This window comes from Pseudoalteromonas sp. SANK 73390, assembly GCF_054966645.1.
The window spans coordinates 1-17,517 of sequence record NZ_ARPN01000002.1; the positions used below are offsets into that span (position 1 = coordinate 1).

The following is a 17,517-nucleotide window of genomic DNA, read 5'->3' on the forward strand; positions in this document are numbered from 1 at the left end:
CGTTCGTTGTCGACTTATTTAATATTAAGACAGTTTTTAACGTAGTTATCGTAATACCTCTGATCCTTCCATAAGGTGTTCACACCATAATCGAACAAAGACGCATATTTTTGGCTATGTCGGTTAATAAGTAAGTACCCCTGACTAACAAAAGCAGGTTTCTCTTGAAATACAATACGTTGATTTTGTTCTGTGTTAAGTGCTTTTGCAAACTCAGTTTTAGTTTGCTCGGTCAGAACGGTAATATCAGCTCTTTTTTTTAGTAAAAGTGAAAGATTTTTACTTGTATAAGTTGCATTTACTACGGTTATATCATGTTTTTTAATGGCATTAAGTAACTTTATTGGATATGTAAGCCCTTGATTTAGTAATAATGTATGGTGTGATAGGTCTTTATATGTTTGGTAATTAAAGTCCAGATCGTCTAAATGGTAGAAACGACTAATTTCGCTAGTTATTGGTGTTTTGGTATAAATATAATCAAGTGCCCTTTTTTCACTGTAGTACCAATACGCTGTTCCCGAAAACTCTTGCTTTAATCCTTGATGATAAGCTCTATCCCAAGGCATAAAAATAAACCTTACTTTTAGATTAGATATTGCAAATGCATCATTGATGAGTTTTGCTACACAGCCTTGATCTCTGCGAGTTTGATCCATATAGGGAGGCCATTGACCTGTGCTAATATAAAGCGTCTTTGAGTGGTTTTGTGCTATGCATACGTTGATGTTGAGTAATAAAAATAGATATATAAAGTGGCGTAGCACGATTGATCTCGATATTAGGCATTATCATTAAATATAGTCAATTAATAATTTTTAAGAAAGTGAGGTGGTCACCTTTTATGGACGGATTTAAAACAATCTTGGCATGTGCAGTAGAGCGAAAGGGGTGTGAACGGAATGTGCTTTCTTTAATTGGTGAGCCGCGCTCTTCGCAAGAACTAATGGAGCTTCGTGATTCTGATTGGCTTGAAGAATTTACACGTAAAATTTTTCAAAGCGGTTTTTATTGGAGTGTGATTGATGCCAAGTGGCATGGTTTTAGAGAAGTTTTTTGGGACTTTGATGTAAATAAGCTTTTGTTGATGTCGCCAGATATGCTCGAACAAAGGGCCAGTGACGAGCGAATTGTACGTAACTATAAAAAAGTAATGACCATTCCTGAAAACTGCATGATGATATATGAAGTTGCGCAACAACACGGATCATTTGCCAATTTTATAGCACAATGGCCAAGTGATGACATTGTTGGTTTATGGCTTTATTTAAAAAAGCATGGCGCTAGGCTTGGCGGCAATACTGGGCCATTTGCTTTACGAGTATTAGGTAAAGATACATTTATTTTATCTCGTGATGTTGAAGCATATTTGCGAGCACATAGCATTATTGATGGTGGCCTTCATAGTAAAAAGTCATTAACGGCGATACAGCAATTTTTTAATACGCTTGTCGCACAAAGTGGGTGGTCATTGCAGGCACTGAGTCAGTTAATTGCCTTAAGCGTTGGTGATAATCACTTACAAATAAAGGGAAAAGAATGAGCTTTTTCGATCGATATAATCAAGTTGGCACACACTTTTGTGTGAGTAATTCACCAAAATTCGCACAAGCTACATGTGCCGATTCATTTAAATTACTTTTGTGGAATGACAATATTGCCCAAAAACACCATATCCCTATTAACAAAGAATCGGCTAATTTGTATCTTTCTGGACATTTGTCACTGGATGGTATTGAAGCTAAGGCTTTGGCTTATTCTGGACATCAATTTGGACATTTTAACCCTACCTTGGGAGATGGGCGAGCACACTTAATTGGTAGCTTCAACGACAGAAGTGGGCAAGCATACGACTTGCAACTTAAAGGTTCTGGTAGTACGCCTTTTTCACGCGCAGGAGATGGGTTATGTGCCTTAGGGCCTGCGGTTAGAGAGTTTGTAATGAGTCAGGCGCTTGGAGCACTTAATGTGCCAACAACTGACTGTTTGGCTGTTGTCACAACGGGTGAGGTTGTTCATCGAAACTCACCATTGTCAGGTGCTGTGCTATGTCGAGTTGCAAGTAGCCATATTCGAGTAGGCTCTTTTCAATACCTAGCATTACAGCAAGATGATGAGGGGCTCAAAACATTAATGGAATTGGCTATTGCACGTTATTTCCCTAATATTAGTGAACAAGGAGATGCTCGCATCATCGCATTTTTGCGAGCAGTGTGTAAAAAACAAGTTGAATTAGTCGTACATTGGATGAGAGTTGGTTTTATTCATGGTGTTATGAATACCGACAATACCTTAGTAGGCGGTGAAACCATAGATTATGGCCCTTGTGCAATGTTGGAGAAGTTTGACTTTGAACAAGTCTTCAGTTCTATAGATCAACATGGCCGTTATGCGTTTGGCAAGCAGCCGAATATGGCAAGTTGGAACTGTGCGCGCTTAGCTGAGTCGATGTTAACTTTGTTTGTTACTGACCAAAGCGATGCTTTAGAGCAAGTCAGTGAGATAATCGTTGAGTTTGCCAATGACTTTAACAGTCAATACCAGCTGATGTGGTCAAAGAAATTAGGCCTGCTCGATTGGCGTGAATCAGATAGCGAGCTATTGTCACAGTTACTAACAATTTTGCAAAGCGAACACCTTGATTACACCAACACTTTCGCAGCTTTAAGTAACTCAACGCTGGATAAACCTTTGGCGAGCTTTAAGGTGCCACCGTCACTTTTGTCGTGGCAGCAGCGCTGGCAAGAGCGTGTTAAAGAGTATCAAGCTGCGGAAGTTTCGGCATTGATGTGCTCGGTTAATCCTGCTGTTATTCCAAGAAACGCGCTAATGGAGCAAGTTATCGCAGATTATTATCAACAACATAAAAGTGAGCTGCTAAGTCAGTGGTTACCGCTGTTAAACAATCCATATAAGTATCAAGAATATGAGCAAAAGTTTTTGGCTGCTGCGCCTGATGAGCAGCATTATCAAACTTTTTGTGGAACTTAATTTTTTATGAGTAAAACATGACACAGACATTAACGTGGCAAGGTATTAAACAGCAAGTTTTAGCACATAAGAAGCCGCTAGTTGTAGCTCATATCATTGCATTTTTTGCTGCTTTGGTAAGTGTGCCAATTCCTTTAATGATGCCTCTTCTTGTTGATGAGGTGCTATTGGCACAGCCTGGACCAGCGATAGGTTTTTTGAATAGTTTAATACCCGTAGAGTGGCAACAAAGCGCCGTTTATATCGTAATTATTTTGTTGAGCGTTATGTGTATGCGCTTGGCGGCATTAGTACTTGGGGTCATTCAATCTAGGCAGTTTACTATCATAGGTAAAGGTATTAGCCTGAGTATTCGAGAGCGTTTGTTAACGCATTTACCTCGTGTGCAACTTAAGGAATATGAAACTCAGGGGGCTGCAGCGATTAGCTCTCGATGTATTACAGACGTTGAAACGTTAGATCAATTTATTAGTCAGACATTATCCCGGTTCTTGATTGGCTTACTGACAATTCTAGGCACTGCTATTGTATTATTGTGGATTGATTTGACTTTAGGTTTGGTTATTTTATTACTCAATCCAGCCGTGATTTATTTTTCGCGTCAATTTGGAAAGCGGGTTAAAGATTTAAAGAAAGAAGAGAATGCTGCTTTTGAGGCGTTTCAATCCGCATTAGTTGAAACGTTAGATGCTATTTCCCAACTAAAAGCTGTACGCAGAGAAACCACTTACTTTGATTACGTTCGCACAACGGCGGTTGATCTAAAACACCGGGCTGTGCAGTCTCAATGGAAAACGGATGCGGTAAATCGACTAAGCTTCACGATCTTTTTACTCGGATTTGAAGTGTTTCGAGCGATTGCGATGCTTATGGTTGTTTTTGCAGACCTCACTGTAGGGCAAATATTCGCTGTTTTTGGGTATTTGTGGTTTATGATGGGGCCGGTTCAAGAACTGCTAAGTATTCAGTATGCCTATTATGGTGCGTCTGCTGCACTACAGCGATTAAATCAAGTCTTTACTTTTGAAACGGAAACTCCTGCGCCAAAGAGTGTATCATCGGTATTTGAGCAATCAGAGGTTGGAATTTCCTTTAAACGTGTTAGTTTCGCTTATCAGCCAGAACTCCCAGTATTGCAAGATGTATCACTAGACATTCCTGCTGGAAAGAAAGTTGCAGTAGTCGCAGTGTCTGGAGGTGGAAAATCCACATTAGTGCAGTTGTTACTGGGGCTTTATGAAAAAGAGACTGGCAACATTGAAATTGCGAATACGCCAGTTGAACAAATAGGATATCAAACAATAAGGGAGAATGTTGCCACTGTTTTGCAGCAACCTATTCTTTTTAATAGTACAATTCGTGATAATTTATCACTAGGTCATAACCACAGTGATGAACAGCTTTGGCATGCTTTAAGGGTTGCAGAGCTCGAAAGTACGGTAAAAAGCATTGACGGAGAGCTCAGCGCATTAGTTGGACGCAATGGTATCAGACTATCCGGAGGTCAAAAGCAGCGTTTAGCGATTGCTCGTATGGTCTTGGCTAACCCCAAAGTTGTGATTTTAGATGAAGCGACTTCGGCATTAGATATTGAAACCGAAGCTAAAATTCATAATAACTTAAAAGTATTTTTACGTAACAGGACTACTTTAATTATTGCGCATCGCTTGAGTGCAATAAAACAAGCTGATTTGATTTATGTATTGGATGATGGGCGTATATCACAAGCGGGAGATCATAATAGCTTATTGGCCGAGCAAGGGTTATATCAAACGCTGTTTGGACATCGCTAATAAGCAACCAAATGTGATGCGTTAAGTAAAAGTTAATTTATGGCCTACTATTATAGGGCTAAATTCATGAGCTATCTGTGCTCACATGTATAAAGGACGGGACAAAATGAAATTTAAATCTATAAGTTTAGCAATCGCTGCACTTTTGGCAGCTTCGACAGTTAATGCAAATGAGCACAAAGAAGGCGTTTACTTTGGTGTATTTGGTGATTACTACAAGGCTGATTGGAATGATATTCGAGATGCGGCAGGCGTAGATGTTGATGACTCAACAGGATGGGGCGCTGAGATTGGGTATCGCTTTAACAATAATTGGAGTGGCCGCTTTGAGTACGCTGACATGGACTTTGACCTATCTGGTGCGGGTACTGGATCGTTAGATGGCGATCGCTTTGGCCTTGATGCTTTGTATCACTTTGATGATAGCCCTTTCTACGGCTTGATTGGTTTGAAGTCTGTTGATGCATATGAAAATTTGACGTTTGCAAATATTGGCGCAGGTTATCGCCATTATTTTAACAGTAACCTGTTTGTGAATGCAGAAGCGGCGGTTTACCAAGGATTAGACAGAGGTTATACAGATGTAGGTGCAAAACTGGGTATTAACTATTTCTTTGGTTCAAGTAAGCCTGTGAAAAAAGTTGAACCTGCTCCAGCCCCAACCCCAGCTCCAGCACCTATGGCTTTAGATAGTGATAACGACGGTGTAATGGACGGTGATGATCGTTGTGCAAACACACCAATGTCAGATGCTGTAGATAGCACTGGCTGCACTAAATATGAAGAACGTCAGGCTTCTGTTAAGTTATTGGTGCGCTTTCCACATGACGCAGCTAAAGTAAAGCAGCAGTATTTTGATGATATTAATGAAGTAGTTAGTTTCATGAAAGCACATGAATCTGCAACTGTTGTTCTCGAGGGGCATGCCTCAGCAGTCGGTGATGCACAATACAATCAAATGCTTTCAGAAAAGCGTGCGAAAGTGGTTGCTAAGCAAATGATGAGTGATGGTATTGATGGTACGCGTATTTCAACGGTTGGTTACGGTGAGGAGCGTTTGAAAAATACCGCTAACACCTTGGAAGCACATGCTCAAAACCGCCGTGTAGAAGCAACTGTTACTTCAACTGAGCGTGTTAAAGTAAAACGTAAATAATGTATTGAGTTAAACTTAAAAGGTCTGTGCAATGCAGACCTTTTTGCTTTAAGTACAGCACAAATTTAGCCAGTAAAGGCACATTCAGTTAGTACTAATTCCTCAGTTATTTGATAAAAAACTTCTATGAGCATCCCTTGGGGAATAATGGGCGATAATGGCTCTGTGATCATAAAATGTAACTTATTAGAGTCAAAATACATTAGTTGAGCAGCTTCAAAACCAAAAAAACGCTTTACGCTTGGGTAAAGCGCTTTAAAAATACTTTCTTTCGCTGAAAAAATGACGGTCAGAGGGCAAGGAATAAGCTCACTAAGTTTTAGGTGTATTTCTGCTTCCAAAGGGTGCAAAATTTGCCCTTTCAGCTTACTTTCTTGTTCTTGTTTCATGTGCTTTTCAATATCAATACCCAGCCCTTTTAAATCTTTTGCTGGGGCGGTCATTGCAAGCGCAATACCTTGTGTATGACTAATGCTGCCAATCACAGTTGCTGGCCAAACAGGGGAGCGATCTTCTGCGCTGGTCACTGTAAAGCTCGTAATAGCCATTTTTTCTAATGCAAATTGTGCGCAAAGTCGACCAGCCAAATACTCTGCTTTGCGTTTTGGCACCGCATTTTTTAGCTTTATTGGCATGCTAATGTTGTGTATTACAAAGTCATCTTGATTAAACTGTTCAGGCTCAAAAGTACAGCAATAATAAGGGTAACTTAGCTGTGGTTTAAAAGGACTAGAAGGTAGATAGTGCATATAAAGTTTAGTATTCAAAATTGTTGATAGGTAATTTACCACAGCATAAGCCATTGTAGAAAAAGTCGCTGCTATTTTTGTGCTGTAGACTCTACAGCGACACATTCAACTCCATCAAGGTTTAAATAGGCTTCCTTTTTCGGATAATACAACGCGCATTGGCCGTGGCGCATTTGTAGCTCAAATCGAGTCACAGACAAGTCGTGCACGCCTAATATTGGGTCATGTCGAGAGGTATTCATACCGCGCTCAAGCAACAAGGTACTCCTGTTGATAAAAACATTGTCTGCCAGTTGTGGTACCACGCCACCTTTGAGGGTAACAATCGCTGCTTGGATTATAGTTTTTACCTCTGGTGACGTGTTTATTAATCGTGCAGGTTGTGTATCTACTGACTGGCTGTGTTTACAGCCAGCCAGTAGATATATACTCAGCATAAAAACCAAGGCACGAGAATTCATTATTTAGACTCTCTTATTGGTAGTATTAAAGCGCCAATTTTCGGCAGTTGCTGGGGCGTGGCTATGGCGGGCCCATCAAAGGTAAACTGTGTGCTTTGTTGTTGAGGTCTCGCGGCACTTTGCTGTGGGCATTGACCAGTATTAATATAATTCAGTGCAGCAGAAAACAATGCCTCTGATGGGGAACCAAGTGGTTGTGAAAAATCGTCATTAACACTGCAACCCGATACTCGGTTCGATAAACCAAGTTCGGTGTTATTCGTACTTGCAGGTACAGGCAAAAAACCATCAGCATATTCGCCAAACCTTTTGGCATTTTCACTTCTAAACTGCACGGTATAATAGACTTGTCCACAGTTGGGAGTTGGGAAGAAGCCATAGGGTTTACCACAAGTTGATGAGCCTATCACTACCACCTCTACATCTATCCCCTGTAAAGCATTAATAACCAGCTCACTGGCCGAACAGGTACTTTGTGTGGTCAATACATAAATCTTATTTAGGTTAATACTTGGCAGAGTTTCGTCGGTATAAACTTGCCTTTCCCAGTCTATGACGCGGTAGTCAAAGTTCAAGGCTTGATTGTCGGCTGCACGTTTATCATTGTAAGTTGTATAGCTAAATACCTTACCAGAATTGCTGGGGCCAGCTTCTGTAAGTGTTGGGCCAGCAATCATATATGCTAGTTGTGATGCCATATTCACGAGGCCGCCGCCGTTGTAACGTAAGTCAAGCACAAGCTCGTCAATGCTTTGATTGGCAAACTGCTGAAACACATTTATTAGTGGCCGTTGGCCAACCGAAATGAATTGATTGAATTGTAGGTAACCAACATCGCGGCCATCTACATTAATGACATTGAAAGTACGTACTGGCGTTGATTCAATATCACCTGCAGTCAAAGTAACTTGCTCGACTATGGCACCTTTCTTTAATAAAGAAAAGGTATGAGTATCACCTGCAATAGGACTTAATGCCGCATTAATAGTATTGATGTCGTTCGCACTTGAGGCGTTAATATCTATACCATCAATTGCGATGATCGTATCGCCTCTTTCTAAACCGGCAAATTGAGCTGGAGAGTCATTTTGTGTATATGCAACACGTATAACTCGTGGTGGAGTGCGATTAATAAACGCCCAACGTACGCCATAACTTGCAACGACACCTGATTGAGATTCCTTTTTAAACTCTTCGTAGCTTTGAGAAAAATGAAATTCGTCTTTCTCCTTGCCTGAAGGAGTACGAGCTGATGTTTTTAAGGAGTTAAAGTAAGCGAGTGTTGAGGAGAATGTGTTTGGGTTTGGGTCGGGTAATTCGTCGTACCAAAGATAAGTCTCATGGCTAAACGAACGTAACCAAAGTTTTTCCAGCATCATGCTTCCCGCTTTGTCTGGGTAGGCGGTGTTTTCAAATGGGTCGATACCTTGGCGTGGGTTTGCACAAAAGTTTGCATAGTTGCTAGCTGGTGGGAAGCTGCCAGCATTCCAAACCTCAGAGGGAGCAGAGGCTGGTGAGGTAACAACATCTGATGATGAGGTAGAAGTACTGCCACCGCCGCCACAACCGCTCAGTACAAAGCCTATAAGTATCAAGCTAAGTAGCGCTCTAACTATGTTTGAGTTTTTCATTATTGTTCGCTTTTTTAAACTATTAGTTAAAAGCTAGCAAGTCAAAGTGGCAAAGGCAATACGAATACATAAAATTAGTACCTATATTGTTTGCTTTTATGTTTGGGTTTTTGGTTATTAGCCGGTGAAATGAGCATCACTGAGTGATTGTAAAGGTGGTAATTAGAGTTAGCTATAGCCAGTCTTTACTTACTTAGTTACACTTGGGTTTGTAGTAGCTATCTTATAATCAATTAGTTTGGGTAAATCAGTTCATATGTCAGAAATTCAGTTTTTAAACGTCGACTTAGAATTAGAATCAAAGCATGACATTAGCACTTTAGTAAGTGATTTGCAGCAAAATGCCATTGTTTTACATTATGATAAAGATGAATACCGTCAGTTAGCTCGGATTGAGGCTAACGCTGAGGTAATGACGCCAGATAAGGCAATTAATCATCTTTGTGAATTGATAGAGTCGTGCTCTAAGGCCGCTTTAAAACAATGGTTATCATGTACTAAGCGTACATTCGATATTGGCTTTAGCTCTGGTAATTCACCTAAATGTTACTCTCAGGCACTACATGCAGATACATTATTGCGTATCTCTGCCATAGGTGCGGGGATTGAGATCACACTTTACCCAGTAGAATGAAAGCTCTATTTATCACAATGTCAGTATATTTGGTTAGTCTGCTTAGTTTTGCTTGGCTAACCAACCCTCTAAAGCCTATATAAATACTAGCGATAAAGACCTACAAGACTTTTAACTACATCGTAAAAACTTTTCATTTATTCGTACCTATAAAATATTTTGTTAAATTTAAATTAACAGGTTGATAATTTTTTCAATAAGTTTTATCTTCGTTTACTCAAATACACGGATTATTGTCAGGAGTAGAATGTGAAAAAATTTACAAAATTAGCATTACCCGCATTATTGGTGGCGATGAGCTTACAAAGTTATGCATCAAGTTCGGTATCACAGATTCAACATGCGTTTCCAACGCTAGATGTATTCAATCCTGCCGGTGATCAAGTGGCGCAGATGAAACAGCAACTGGCACGCCAACTTGCTAAGCAGTTGCCTAACATCAGTGCAAAAGTACAGGCGCGAATGAGTATGTATCGCTTGCAGCTACCGTTATCAACAGAATTGGTCTCTGGCAATTTGTCTACCCAGCTGCAAAGTGCAACAAAATACACTCGCACATTAAAAGGCTTGCCAAGTTCTTCTGATTCTTTGTATCAATTGAGGTTAGCAGATCAAGCTATGCTTGAGCGTTGGCAGCATGGTGAAGAGGCGCTGGTCGCTTTTGCACCTAAGGGTGATGATAAAACATGGTTGCATGTGCAGGCCTATGATAAAAATGGCAATGTTCATCTACTTGATGTACATACATTACCAAAGCAGCCTGTATTAGTGGTTGAAATAGACGGTCGTATAAGTGTAAAAGAAGGCCTTGCAGTTATGCAAAGCGAGTTTAATAAACGACTGGGAACATCTTCACCTCAACAAATAGACACTCAAAGTGACGCGGGGCCTATTTCTACTAGCGTACTTAAGCGCATTCGCTTAAATGATGATGAAGAGCCTTGGATCTCTGGCGCTGCTGAAGTATATGGCGTTGTAACAGGCGTAAATCCGAGTCGCGACGAGCCAGTATTAGATATCGTTGATATGCCTTATTTAGATCACGATGGACGTGATTACAACCCAAATCAAATTGTTATTTATTGGGATCGTTACCGTTGGCAAGCTGCTGATATGCTGCTGATGGAGCAAGATGATAACACCAATTACCAAACTTTAGCGACAACGTTTTTAGATATTGTTACTCAGGTTATGCGCACTATTCCAGACCCTAATGTGCAAGGCTATGCCATTATTCCGCAGCTTACCAATCAGCTAATTAAAGCCATGCCAAGTTCATGGTTTACAAATGATGATGATTATGTTGATGTTTTCTATACACTATTTGAAGGTCAGCAGTATACAGGCTATATGGGAGCCAGTGGTAATGCAAAAATCAGTTTATCTCCCTTAACCATCAACCCTCGATAAATTTCCCGTTGAGTCGGTTAGCGACCTAAAGGACTAGGTTGCCTTTTTATTTAAACTAGTTAACCTCAGCTCTGGATAAGCGAATTTGCCCAATAAAGTCATTTTTCTCACTCTCGGCGTTGCTTTCATTTGTAATAGCCCGCTATTACTGCATAAAAGCGCCTTGATATTGAAAAAAATATCATCATTGGATTGTACGTAATGTTTTTTTGCAAAATATTCTCTATTCCAAAACCCTTATCCAAACCTGAGGTTAGTTAGAAGCAAAGCCACCCTCGGGTGGCTTTTTTATAAGCTTACCAAATTTGTTGTACAAACTCTGGATGGTCAACAAATGGGTTACGGTTTCCTTGGAACTCGTGAGCAGCTTGGTTTCGAGCTCGCTCTATATTATCTACCGGATCAGCTTGATGCCAGCGTAATAGCATGGTGACTACCCATGGTTCAAATACTTGATTAGATGTGCCATTAAGAACTGCATCACTATATGTGGTGTTATTTTGCCAGCTACTTATCACATTCTCGTAGCGCGTTGCCATATAAAAATAGGCACGGGCAAAGTCACCTTTAAATTGATCTATCGGTTCAAATACTGTGCCCGCATAGTTTAGGTTGCTGGACGCACTCCCAAGCTTACTGCCATTACTTGATGTGTAGCTCGCACTGGCGACTTCACCAAAGGGGAAGTTACTACGCTTGGAGTTTACAAATCCATCAGTGGCAAAAATATGATGAATATCAGAGTTCATAGGTTCTACTTTGCCACCAAACCAGCTTTTAGGGAATGAATGCTCTCGGTTGTAGCAATCACCTTCAACACGATAAGACCCACATTGGTTAGTCACGGCAACGTAAGTAATACTATCAGTTGTACTAGGCTTTTCTGAGTAGCGATCGAGCACGGAATTATCTTGCTCAAAATAGTTATCACGCTCGGATTGGTCGATAAATTGCCAAATGGCTGAATAACCTTGTGATTGGTGAGTACTAATAATGCTGTGTAACTGGCTTTTCAGCGCATAACCTGTTAGTCCCGCTGTCGATGCATAATACTCAGCAGGGTCGGTAGGCGTGCCACCGCCGTTGTCATTACCAATAGTGAACGTGTGTTGTTGTTGGCTGGTGAAGCTGCTACCAGAGGCAAGTGTACCATCTGGGCTTGTTAAGCTGTATGAACCATTACCATAGTTACAACACATGCCATCGCCATAATTATCGAATATGGTAAAAGTGTAGCTGTCGTTATTAACGCATAATGATTCTGTATATGTTTGATTGCTTGCATAGCTATTACCACTGGCAATTTGTGTGCTACTGCTGTTTGTTAATGTCCAGCTTGTCTCACTGCCATAATTATCAGTGGTAAGGGATAAATTTAATGTATTTGCTTGGCAGTCTGTACTAGGTGGTGGTGGCGCTGTAGTTGTGGGTTGGAAGTTGTCTATATAAACCACCTCGCTGCCATTAAAACCTGATACATCGTAAAAGCGCAATCCAACATTTATAGTGGCGTTAGCACTTGCTGTGTAAGTATGGTTGATTTGTTGCCATTGATTTAATGTAAATGGATCTGAATAGCCCTGATACCCATCGATCACTAGACGTGCCCTTACACCACCTTGAGTGTGATAAACCCAAGTACTAAAGGTGTAACTTTGCCCTGCTTGCACTGTGACTTGCTGCAAAAGGTCAGTATTACTTTGTGTACCAGTGTTTACTGTTACTTGTGCAGCAGTCTGACCAGATTTCACTCTATCGTTTGTTGCGCTTAGCGAAATTCCAGAGTCTATTGTTGTCCAGTCGGATGGCTGATTTTGTTGCCAGCTTTCAAAGTCTCCATTACTCACTTGTGCCATGGCATTATGAGTTAACGCCGTGAACCCAAGCGTAAAGGCAAGTCTATATTTATAGGATATTTTCCCGTGTTTCATATTGTTTCTCTTATATTTTAAGTTATATTTTTGCTTTTATGTAAACAAAGGCGAGCTTACTGAACCTTTGTTATTGCAATGTTAATATTAGAGTGTCTATTTTTAAAGCAATTCTTTTAATCTGTTTTTGTTGGTGTTTTTGTTTATTAATAACCAAATGGAATATAAAAGCAGATCTTTGTCTTTTTCTTGTGTGTAGAGATCAGTATGCTGCATGCATAGAAAAGCTTGCCCTTCATTTTATGTGGCAAGTAACACACCAATCTAAGCAAAAGACGTTTTAGGGTTACGGGGATTATTCAATGTTGTTAGGTCAACTTAGTGCTGCGGCAAGCCCGCTTTCGCAAGAGCAAGTGCAAAAATTACAAGGTTTAGTGGCTGAACTAAACCCAATCCAGCAAGCTTGGGTAAGCGGCTATCTTGCTGCCAATGCAAACACTGCAGCCTTGGCTGGTACTGTCGGCCCTGCTGGCGAAGTTGAAGCCGCGCCGCTGACTATTTTGTATGGTTCTCAAACGGGTAATGCTAAGGCGGTCGCAAGTCAGTTAAAGTCACAAGCTGAATCTCGAGGTTTGAGTGTTAAGTTAGTTAATATGGCTGACTACAAAACATCTGCTTTGAAAAAAGAGAAGTTTTTAACTATTGCGGTATCAACTTATGGTGAAGGTGAGCCACCAGAAGATGCAGAAGCATTACATGCTTTTTTAGCAAGTAAAAAAGCCCCTAAACTAGATGGCGTAAAGGTTGCGGTTATAGGTTTGGGCGACACAAGTTATGAATTTTTCTGCCAAACGGCAAAAGATTTTGAGCAGCGTTTAACTAAACTTGGCGCGGATGTTATATACCAGCGTGCCGATTTAGATGTTGACTATGAAGAGCAAGCAACGCAATGGATAGTGGGTGCATTAGATGTCTTTGAGCCTGATTTAAAAGCGCAACAACAAAGCCAAACCAATGTGGTTAGCATGCCGTTATCAGCATCTGTTGCCCAGAGTCAATACACCAAACAAAACCCATTTGCAGCAGAGTTATCTGTGGTACAAAAAATTACAGGCAGAGACTCAAGCAAAGATGTGCGTCATATTGAACTTTCACTCGATGGTTCTGATATTACTTACGCACCAGGTGACTCTTTAGGTGTGTACTTTTTAAATGATGAAGTGCTGGTGGACCAAGTCTTAGCTGCATTGGAAATTTCTCCTGATACGTCGGTAACTGTTGGCAATGATACTGTATCAGTGCGAGACGCATTGATTGAAAAACTGGAACTAACACAGTCTTACCCTGGCTTTGTAGAAAAATATGCTCAAGCGACGAATAATACGAAATTGCTCACCTTAGTTGCGGATAAAGCGCAATTGCGTGCATACATCGAAGCAAGACAAATTTTTGATGTGATCTTACAAAATCCAGCAAATATCGAAGCGCAAACATTAGTCGAGTGTTGTCGTAAGCTACAAGCACGTTTGTATTCTATCGCTTCTAGTCAAGCAGAGGTTGAAGACGAAGTGCACTTAACTGTGAGCTTGGTTGAGTTTGATACGTTCGATGAAACACATTTTGGTGGTTGTTCTGGTTACTTGGCAAACCGTGCTGAAGAGGGTGCAAGAGTAAAGGTATTCAGTGAGCACAATGATAACTTTCGCTTACCAGTCAGTGATGAAACGCCAATTATCATGGTAGGCCCTGGCACAGGTATCGCACCATTTCGTGCATTTTTACAAGAGCGTGATGTACGAGAAGCATCAGGTGATAATTGGTTGTTCTTTGGTAACCCAAACTTCACTCAAGATTTCTTGTATCAACTAGAAATCCAGGGGTATGTGAAGTCTGGTTTATTGAATCAAGTTGATCTTGCATTTAGTCGCGATCAGGCGCAGAAAATTTATGTACAAGACCGTCTTCGTGAAAAAGGTGAAGCGGTATTTGCATGGTTAGAAAAGGGCGCACATTTTTATGTCTGTGGTGATGCCAATCGCATGGCAAAAGATGTACACCAAGCATTGATTGATATTGTTAAAGCCCATGGTGGCAAAGATGACGAACAAGCTGAGCAATACTTAAAAGAGCTGCGCAGTCAGAATCGTTATCAAAAAGACGTGTATTAATCGCAGCTGATTAATACACAACACTGACCGTCACAGTAAATTTTTTAGGATAAGGCATGAGCCAAGATAACAAACCAAATAGCAAACTAGACCCAAATGCAAAGTTTGCTGATAACGAACGTCTTAAAACGCAGAGTAACTTTTTACGCGGTACCATTAAAGAAGATTTAAAAGACCAATTAACTGGTGGCTTTACTGCAGATAACTTTCAACTAATTCGCTTTCACGGTATGTATCAGCAAGATGACCGTGATATCCGCCCAGAGCGTACTAAGCAAAAACTTGAGCCACTACAAAATGTTATGCTACGTGCTCGTATGCCTGGCGGTATTATCAAGCCTGAACAATGGCTAGCCATTGACAAGTTTGCTCAAGAAAAGTCTATGTATGGCAGTATTCGTTTAACTACGCGACAAACATTTCAGTTTCATGGTGTATTAAAGCCCAATATTAAAGAAATGCATCAAATGCTGAATAGCGTTGGTATTGACTCAATTGCCACCGCTGGGGATGTAAATCGTAACGTACTTTGTACTACTAACCCTGTAGAGTCACAGTTACATCAAGAGGCTTATGAGTGGGCAACCAAGATTTCTGAGCACTTATTGCCACATACTAAAGCGTATGCAGAAATTTGGTTAAATGGTGAAAAAACAGAGACGACGCAAGAGCCAATTTTAGGCTCAACCTATTTGCCACGTAAGTTTAAAACGACCGTAACTATTCCGCCAAATAACGAAGTGGATGTACATGCAAACGATCTCAACTTTGTTGCTATTGCTGATAATGGCAAGTTGATTGGCTTCAATGTATTGGTTGGTGGTGGTTTGGCCATGACCCATGGTGATGTCAACACTTACCCTCGTAAAGCAGATGACTTTGGTTTTATTTCTTTAGAGCATACGTTAAAAATTGCTGAGCATGTTGTGTCTGTTCAGCGAGATTGGGGTAACCGTGTAAACCGCAAAAATGCTAAAACCAAATATACCTTAGATACCTTTGGTGCAGACGCTTTTAAAGCGGAGGTAGAAAAGCGTGCGGGCGTGCAATTTGAAGAGAGTCGTCCATATGAGTTCACTCACCGTGGTGACCGTATTGGTTGGGTTGAAGGTATTGATGGGAAGCACCATTTAACCTTGTTCATTGAAAATGGTCGTATCTTGGATTATCCAGATAAACCGCTTAAAACCGGTTGTCGTAAAATTGCGCAAATTCACCAAGGTGATTTTCGCATGACGGCGAACCAAAACCTGATTATTGCTGGCGTGTCAGCTGAGCAGAAATCAGTGGTTGAGCAAATCGCTCGTGACCATGGTTTAATTAATGATGCACATACCGCACAGCGTAAAAACTCTATGGCCTGTGTATCGCTGCCAACTTGTCCGCTTGCAATGGCTGAAGCGGAGCGTTACCTGCCTGACTTAGTCACTAAAGTAGAAGGCCTGTTAGAAAAGCATGGTGTAAGCGATGACAACATTATCTTACGGGTTGTTGGTTGCCCGAATGGCTGTGGGCGCGCGATGTTGGCTGAAGTTGGTTTAGTGGGCAAAGGCTTAGGTAAATATAACGTGTACTTAGGTGGTAATCGCGAAGGAACCAGAGTTCCTAAACTGTATTTAGAGAATGTGGGTGAAGATGTGTACTTACCTGCGCTTGATGAGCTAATAGGCCAGTGGGTCAGTGAGCGTCAAGCTGATGAGTGTTTTGGTGACTTTGTGATCCGAAAAGGCATCGTAGCAGAAGTTAAAGTATCTAAAACCGACTTTCACGCGTAATGATAAGTGACTTGGCAAGTACGCTTGCCAAGCTAGGAATGACGAATGAGTGATTATAAAAAACTCTTACAGTTAGATGGCGAAGAACAAGCTGCGTTGCTCGCTCAAGCCAATGAGTTGCTAAAGCCGATGACGGCGCAGCAGCGAGTTGTGTGGGCGTTAGAACACTTACCCGACACGGCTTTTTTATCATCTAGTTTTGGTATTCAAGCTGCAATTATGTTGCATTTGGTAACCTCAGAGCGTGCAGATATTCCCGTCGTATTAACTGATACAGGCTATTTGTTTCCAGAGACTTATCAATTTGTGGATCACTTAACTGAGCGCTTAAACCTGAACTTGAAAGTTTACCGTTCTAACTACACTCCTGCATGGCAAGAAGCCAAATATGGTAAGTTATGGGAGCAAGGCCAAGATGGTATTAAGCAATACAATACGCTTAACAAAGTAGAGCCAATGACACGAGCCCTAAAAGAGTTACAAGCAGGAACGTGGTTTAGCGGACTTCGGCGTGATCAGGCATCAAGCAGAGCTCAAAAACAAATTTTAGAAATAAGCCGCGGTACGGTAAAAGTATATCCTATTATTGAATGGAGCAACCGTGACGTTTATCAATATCTCACACAACATGACTTACCTTACCACCCGCTTTGGGAGCAAGGCTATGTTTCAATGGGAGATATACATACCACGCGTAAGTTAGAGCCTGGTATGAGTGAAGAAGAAACCCGCTTCTTTGGTTTAAATCGTGAATGTGGACTGCACATTGATGGTGATGGTATTTAAACATTCTCCAGCCAAGGAGGGAGACCAAAAGCACAACTTAGGTTGTGCTTTTTTATTGTTCTATATCGGTGTATGCTCAAAGCAGTTGGTAT

14 protein-coding genes are annotated in these 17,517 nt (G+C 40.9%); 9 read left to right on the plus strand and 5 right to left on the minus strand.

Annotated features, from left to right (window positions below; translation table 11 throughout):
- Window positions 1-14 precede the first annotated feature (14 nt).
- Entirely contained in the window at window positions 15-659 is a 645-nt protein-coding gene (locus SANK73390_RS00025) for an ABC transporter substrate-binding protein (RefSeq protein ID WP_462762069.1), read from the minus strand.
- A gap of 185 nt (window positions 660-844) precedes the next feature.
- Here SANK73390_RS00025 and SANK73390_RS00030 point away from each other — a divergent pair, with 185 nt between their 5' ends.
- From SANK73390_RS00030 to SANK73390_RS00045, 4 genes are all read left to right on the plus strand, one after another.
- Window positions 845-1,543 (plus strand): DNA-3-methyladenine glycosylase I, encoded by a 699-nt coding sequence (locus SANK73390_RS00030; protein WP_462762071.1) that lies wholly within the window; start codon window positions 845-847, stop codon window positions 1,541-1,543.
- Window positions 1,540-2,991: a protein adenylyltransferase SelO gene (locus tag SANK73390_RS00035; RefSeq protein WP_462762073.1), complete on the plus strand. Its 1,452-nt coding sequence runs from the start codon at window positions 1,540-1,542 to the stop codon at window positions 2,989-2,991. The genes SANK73390_RS00030 and SANK73390_RS00035 overlap by 4 nt, the downstream gene beginning before the upstream one ends.
- Before the next feature lie 17 nt (window positions 2,992-3,008).
- Window positions 3,009-4,784, plus strand: coding sequence for an ABC transporter ATP-binding protein (locus SANK73390_RS00040; RefSeq protein ID WP_261594695.1), 1,776 nt, complete (start codon window positions 3,009-3,011; stop codon window positions 4,782-4,784).
- A gap of 106 nt (window positions 4,785-4,890) precedes the next feature.
- On the plus strand, window positions 4,891-5,940 hold the full coding sequence (locus SANK73390_RS00045; protein ID WP_261594694.1) for an OmpA family protein: 1,050 nt from the start codon (window positions 4,891-4,893) through the stop codon (window positions 5,938-5,940).
- A gap of 65 nt (window positions 5,941-6,005) precedes the next feature.
- Here the strand turns inward: SANK73390_RS00045 and SANK73390_RS00050 are convergent, their stop codons facing one another.
- The 3 genes from SANK73390_RS00050 to SANK73390_RS00060 are packed head-to-tail and all read right to left on the minus strand — an operon-like array spanning window position 6,006 to window position 8,781.
- Window positions 6,006-6,794, minus strand: coding sequence for a 4'-phosphopantetheinyl transferase family protein (locus SANK73390_RS00050; protein WP_462762076.1), 789 nt, complete (start codon window positions 6,792-6,794; stop codon window positions 6,006-6,008).
- Window positions 6,761-7,150 (minus strand): hypothetical protein, encoded by a 390-nt coding sequence (locus SANK73390_RS00055; RefSeq protein ID WP_462762078.1) that lies wholly within the window; start codon window positions 7,148-7,150, stop codon window positions 6,761-6,763. Before SANK73390_RS00055 ends, SANK73390_RS00050 begins: the two co-directional genes overlap by 34 nt.
- Window positions 7,150-8,781 carry a S41 family peptidase gene (locus SANK73390_RS00060; protein ID WP_462762080.1) on the minus strand — a complete coding sequence of 544 codons (1,632 nt, stop codon included), beginning with the start codon at window positions 8,779-8,781 and terminating at the stop codon, window positions 7,150-7,152. Before SANK73390_RS00060 ends, SANK73390_RS00055 begins: the two co-directional genes overlap by 1 nt.
- A gap of 256 nt (window positions 8,782-9,037) precedes the next feature.
- Between SANK73390_RS00060 and SANK73390_RS00065 the strand changes: the two genes are divergently transcribed.
- Both SANK73390_RS00065 and SANK73390_RS00070 read left to right on the plus strand, forming a co-directional pair.
- Entirely contained in the window at window positions 9,038-9,415 is a 378-nt protein-coding gene (locus tag SANK73390_RS00065) for a hypothetical protein (RefSeq protein ID WP_462762082.1), read from the plus strand.
- 249 nt (window positions 9,416-9,664) lie between these two features.
- Window positions 9,665-10,825 (plus strand): DUF3103 family protein, encoded by a 1,161-nt coding sequence (locus SANK73390_RS00070; RefSeq protein ID WP_462762084.1) that lies wholly within the window; start codon window positions 9,665-9,667, stop codon window positions 10,823-10,825.
- Window positions 10,826-11,121: 296 nt separating this feature from the next.
- Here the strand turns inward: SANK73390_RS00070 and SANK73390_RS00075 are convergent, their stop codons facing one another.
- A complete protein-coding gene (locus SANK73390_RS00075; RefSeq protein WP_462762086.1) occupies window positions 11,122-12,756 on the minus strand; it encodes an endonuclease in 1,635 nt (544 codons plus the stop codon).
- A 302-nt stretch (window positions 12,757-13,058) separates the two neighbouring features.
- Between SANK73390_RS00075 and SANK73390_RS00080 the strand changes: the two genes are divergently transcribed.
- From SANK73390_RS00080 to SANK73390_RS00090, 3 genes are read left to right on the plus strand one after another with little or no spacing between them, the layout of a single operon-like run.
- Window positions 13,059-14,864 carry an assimilatory sulfite reductase (NADPH) flavoprotein subunit gene (locus SANK73390_RS00080; protein WP_462762088.1) on the plus strand — a complete coding sequence of 602 codons (1,806 nt, stop codon included), beginning with the start codon at window positions 13,059-13,061 and terminating at the stop codon, window positions 14,862-14,864.
- Between the two features lie 56 nt (window positions 14,865-14,920).
- Window positions 14,921-16,639 (plus strand): assimilatory sulfite reductase (NADPH) hemoprotein subunit, encoded by a 1,719-nt coding sequence (gene cysI, locus SANK73390_RS00085; RefSeq protein ID WP_462762091.1) that lies wholly within the window; start codon window positions 14,921-14,923, stop codon window positions 16,637-16,639.
- A 45-nt stretch (window positions 16,640-16,684) separates the two neighbouring features.
- Entirely contained in the window at window positions 16,685-17,425 is a 741-nt protein-coding gene (locus SANK73390_RS00090; protein ID WP_462762093.1) for a phosphoadenylyl-sulfate reductase, read from the plus strand.
- Window positions 17,426-17,517: the final 92 nt, after the last annotated feature.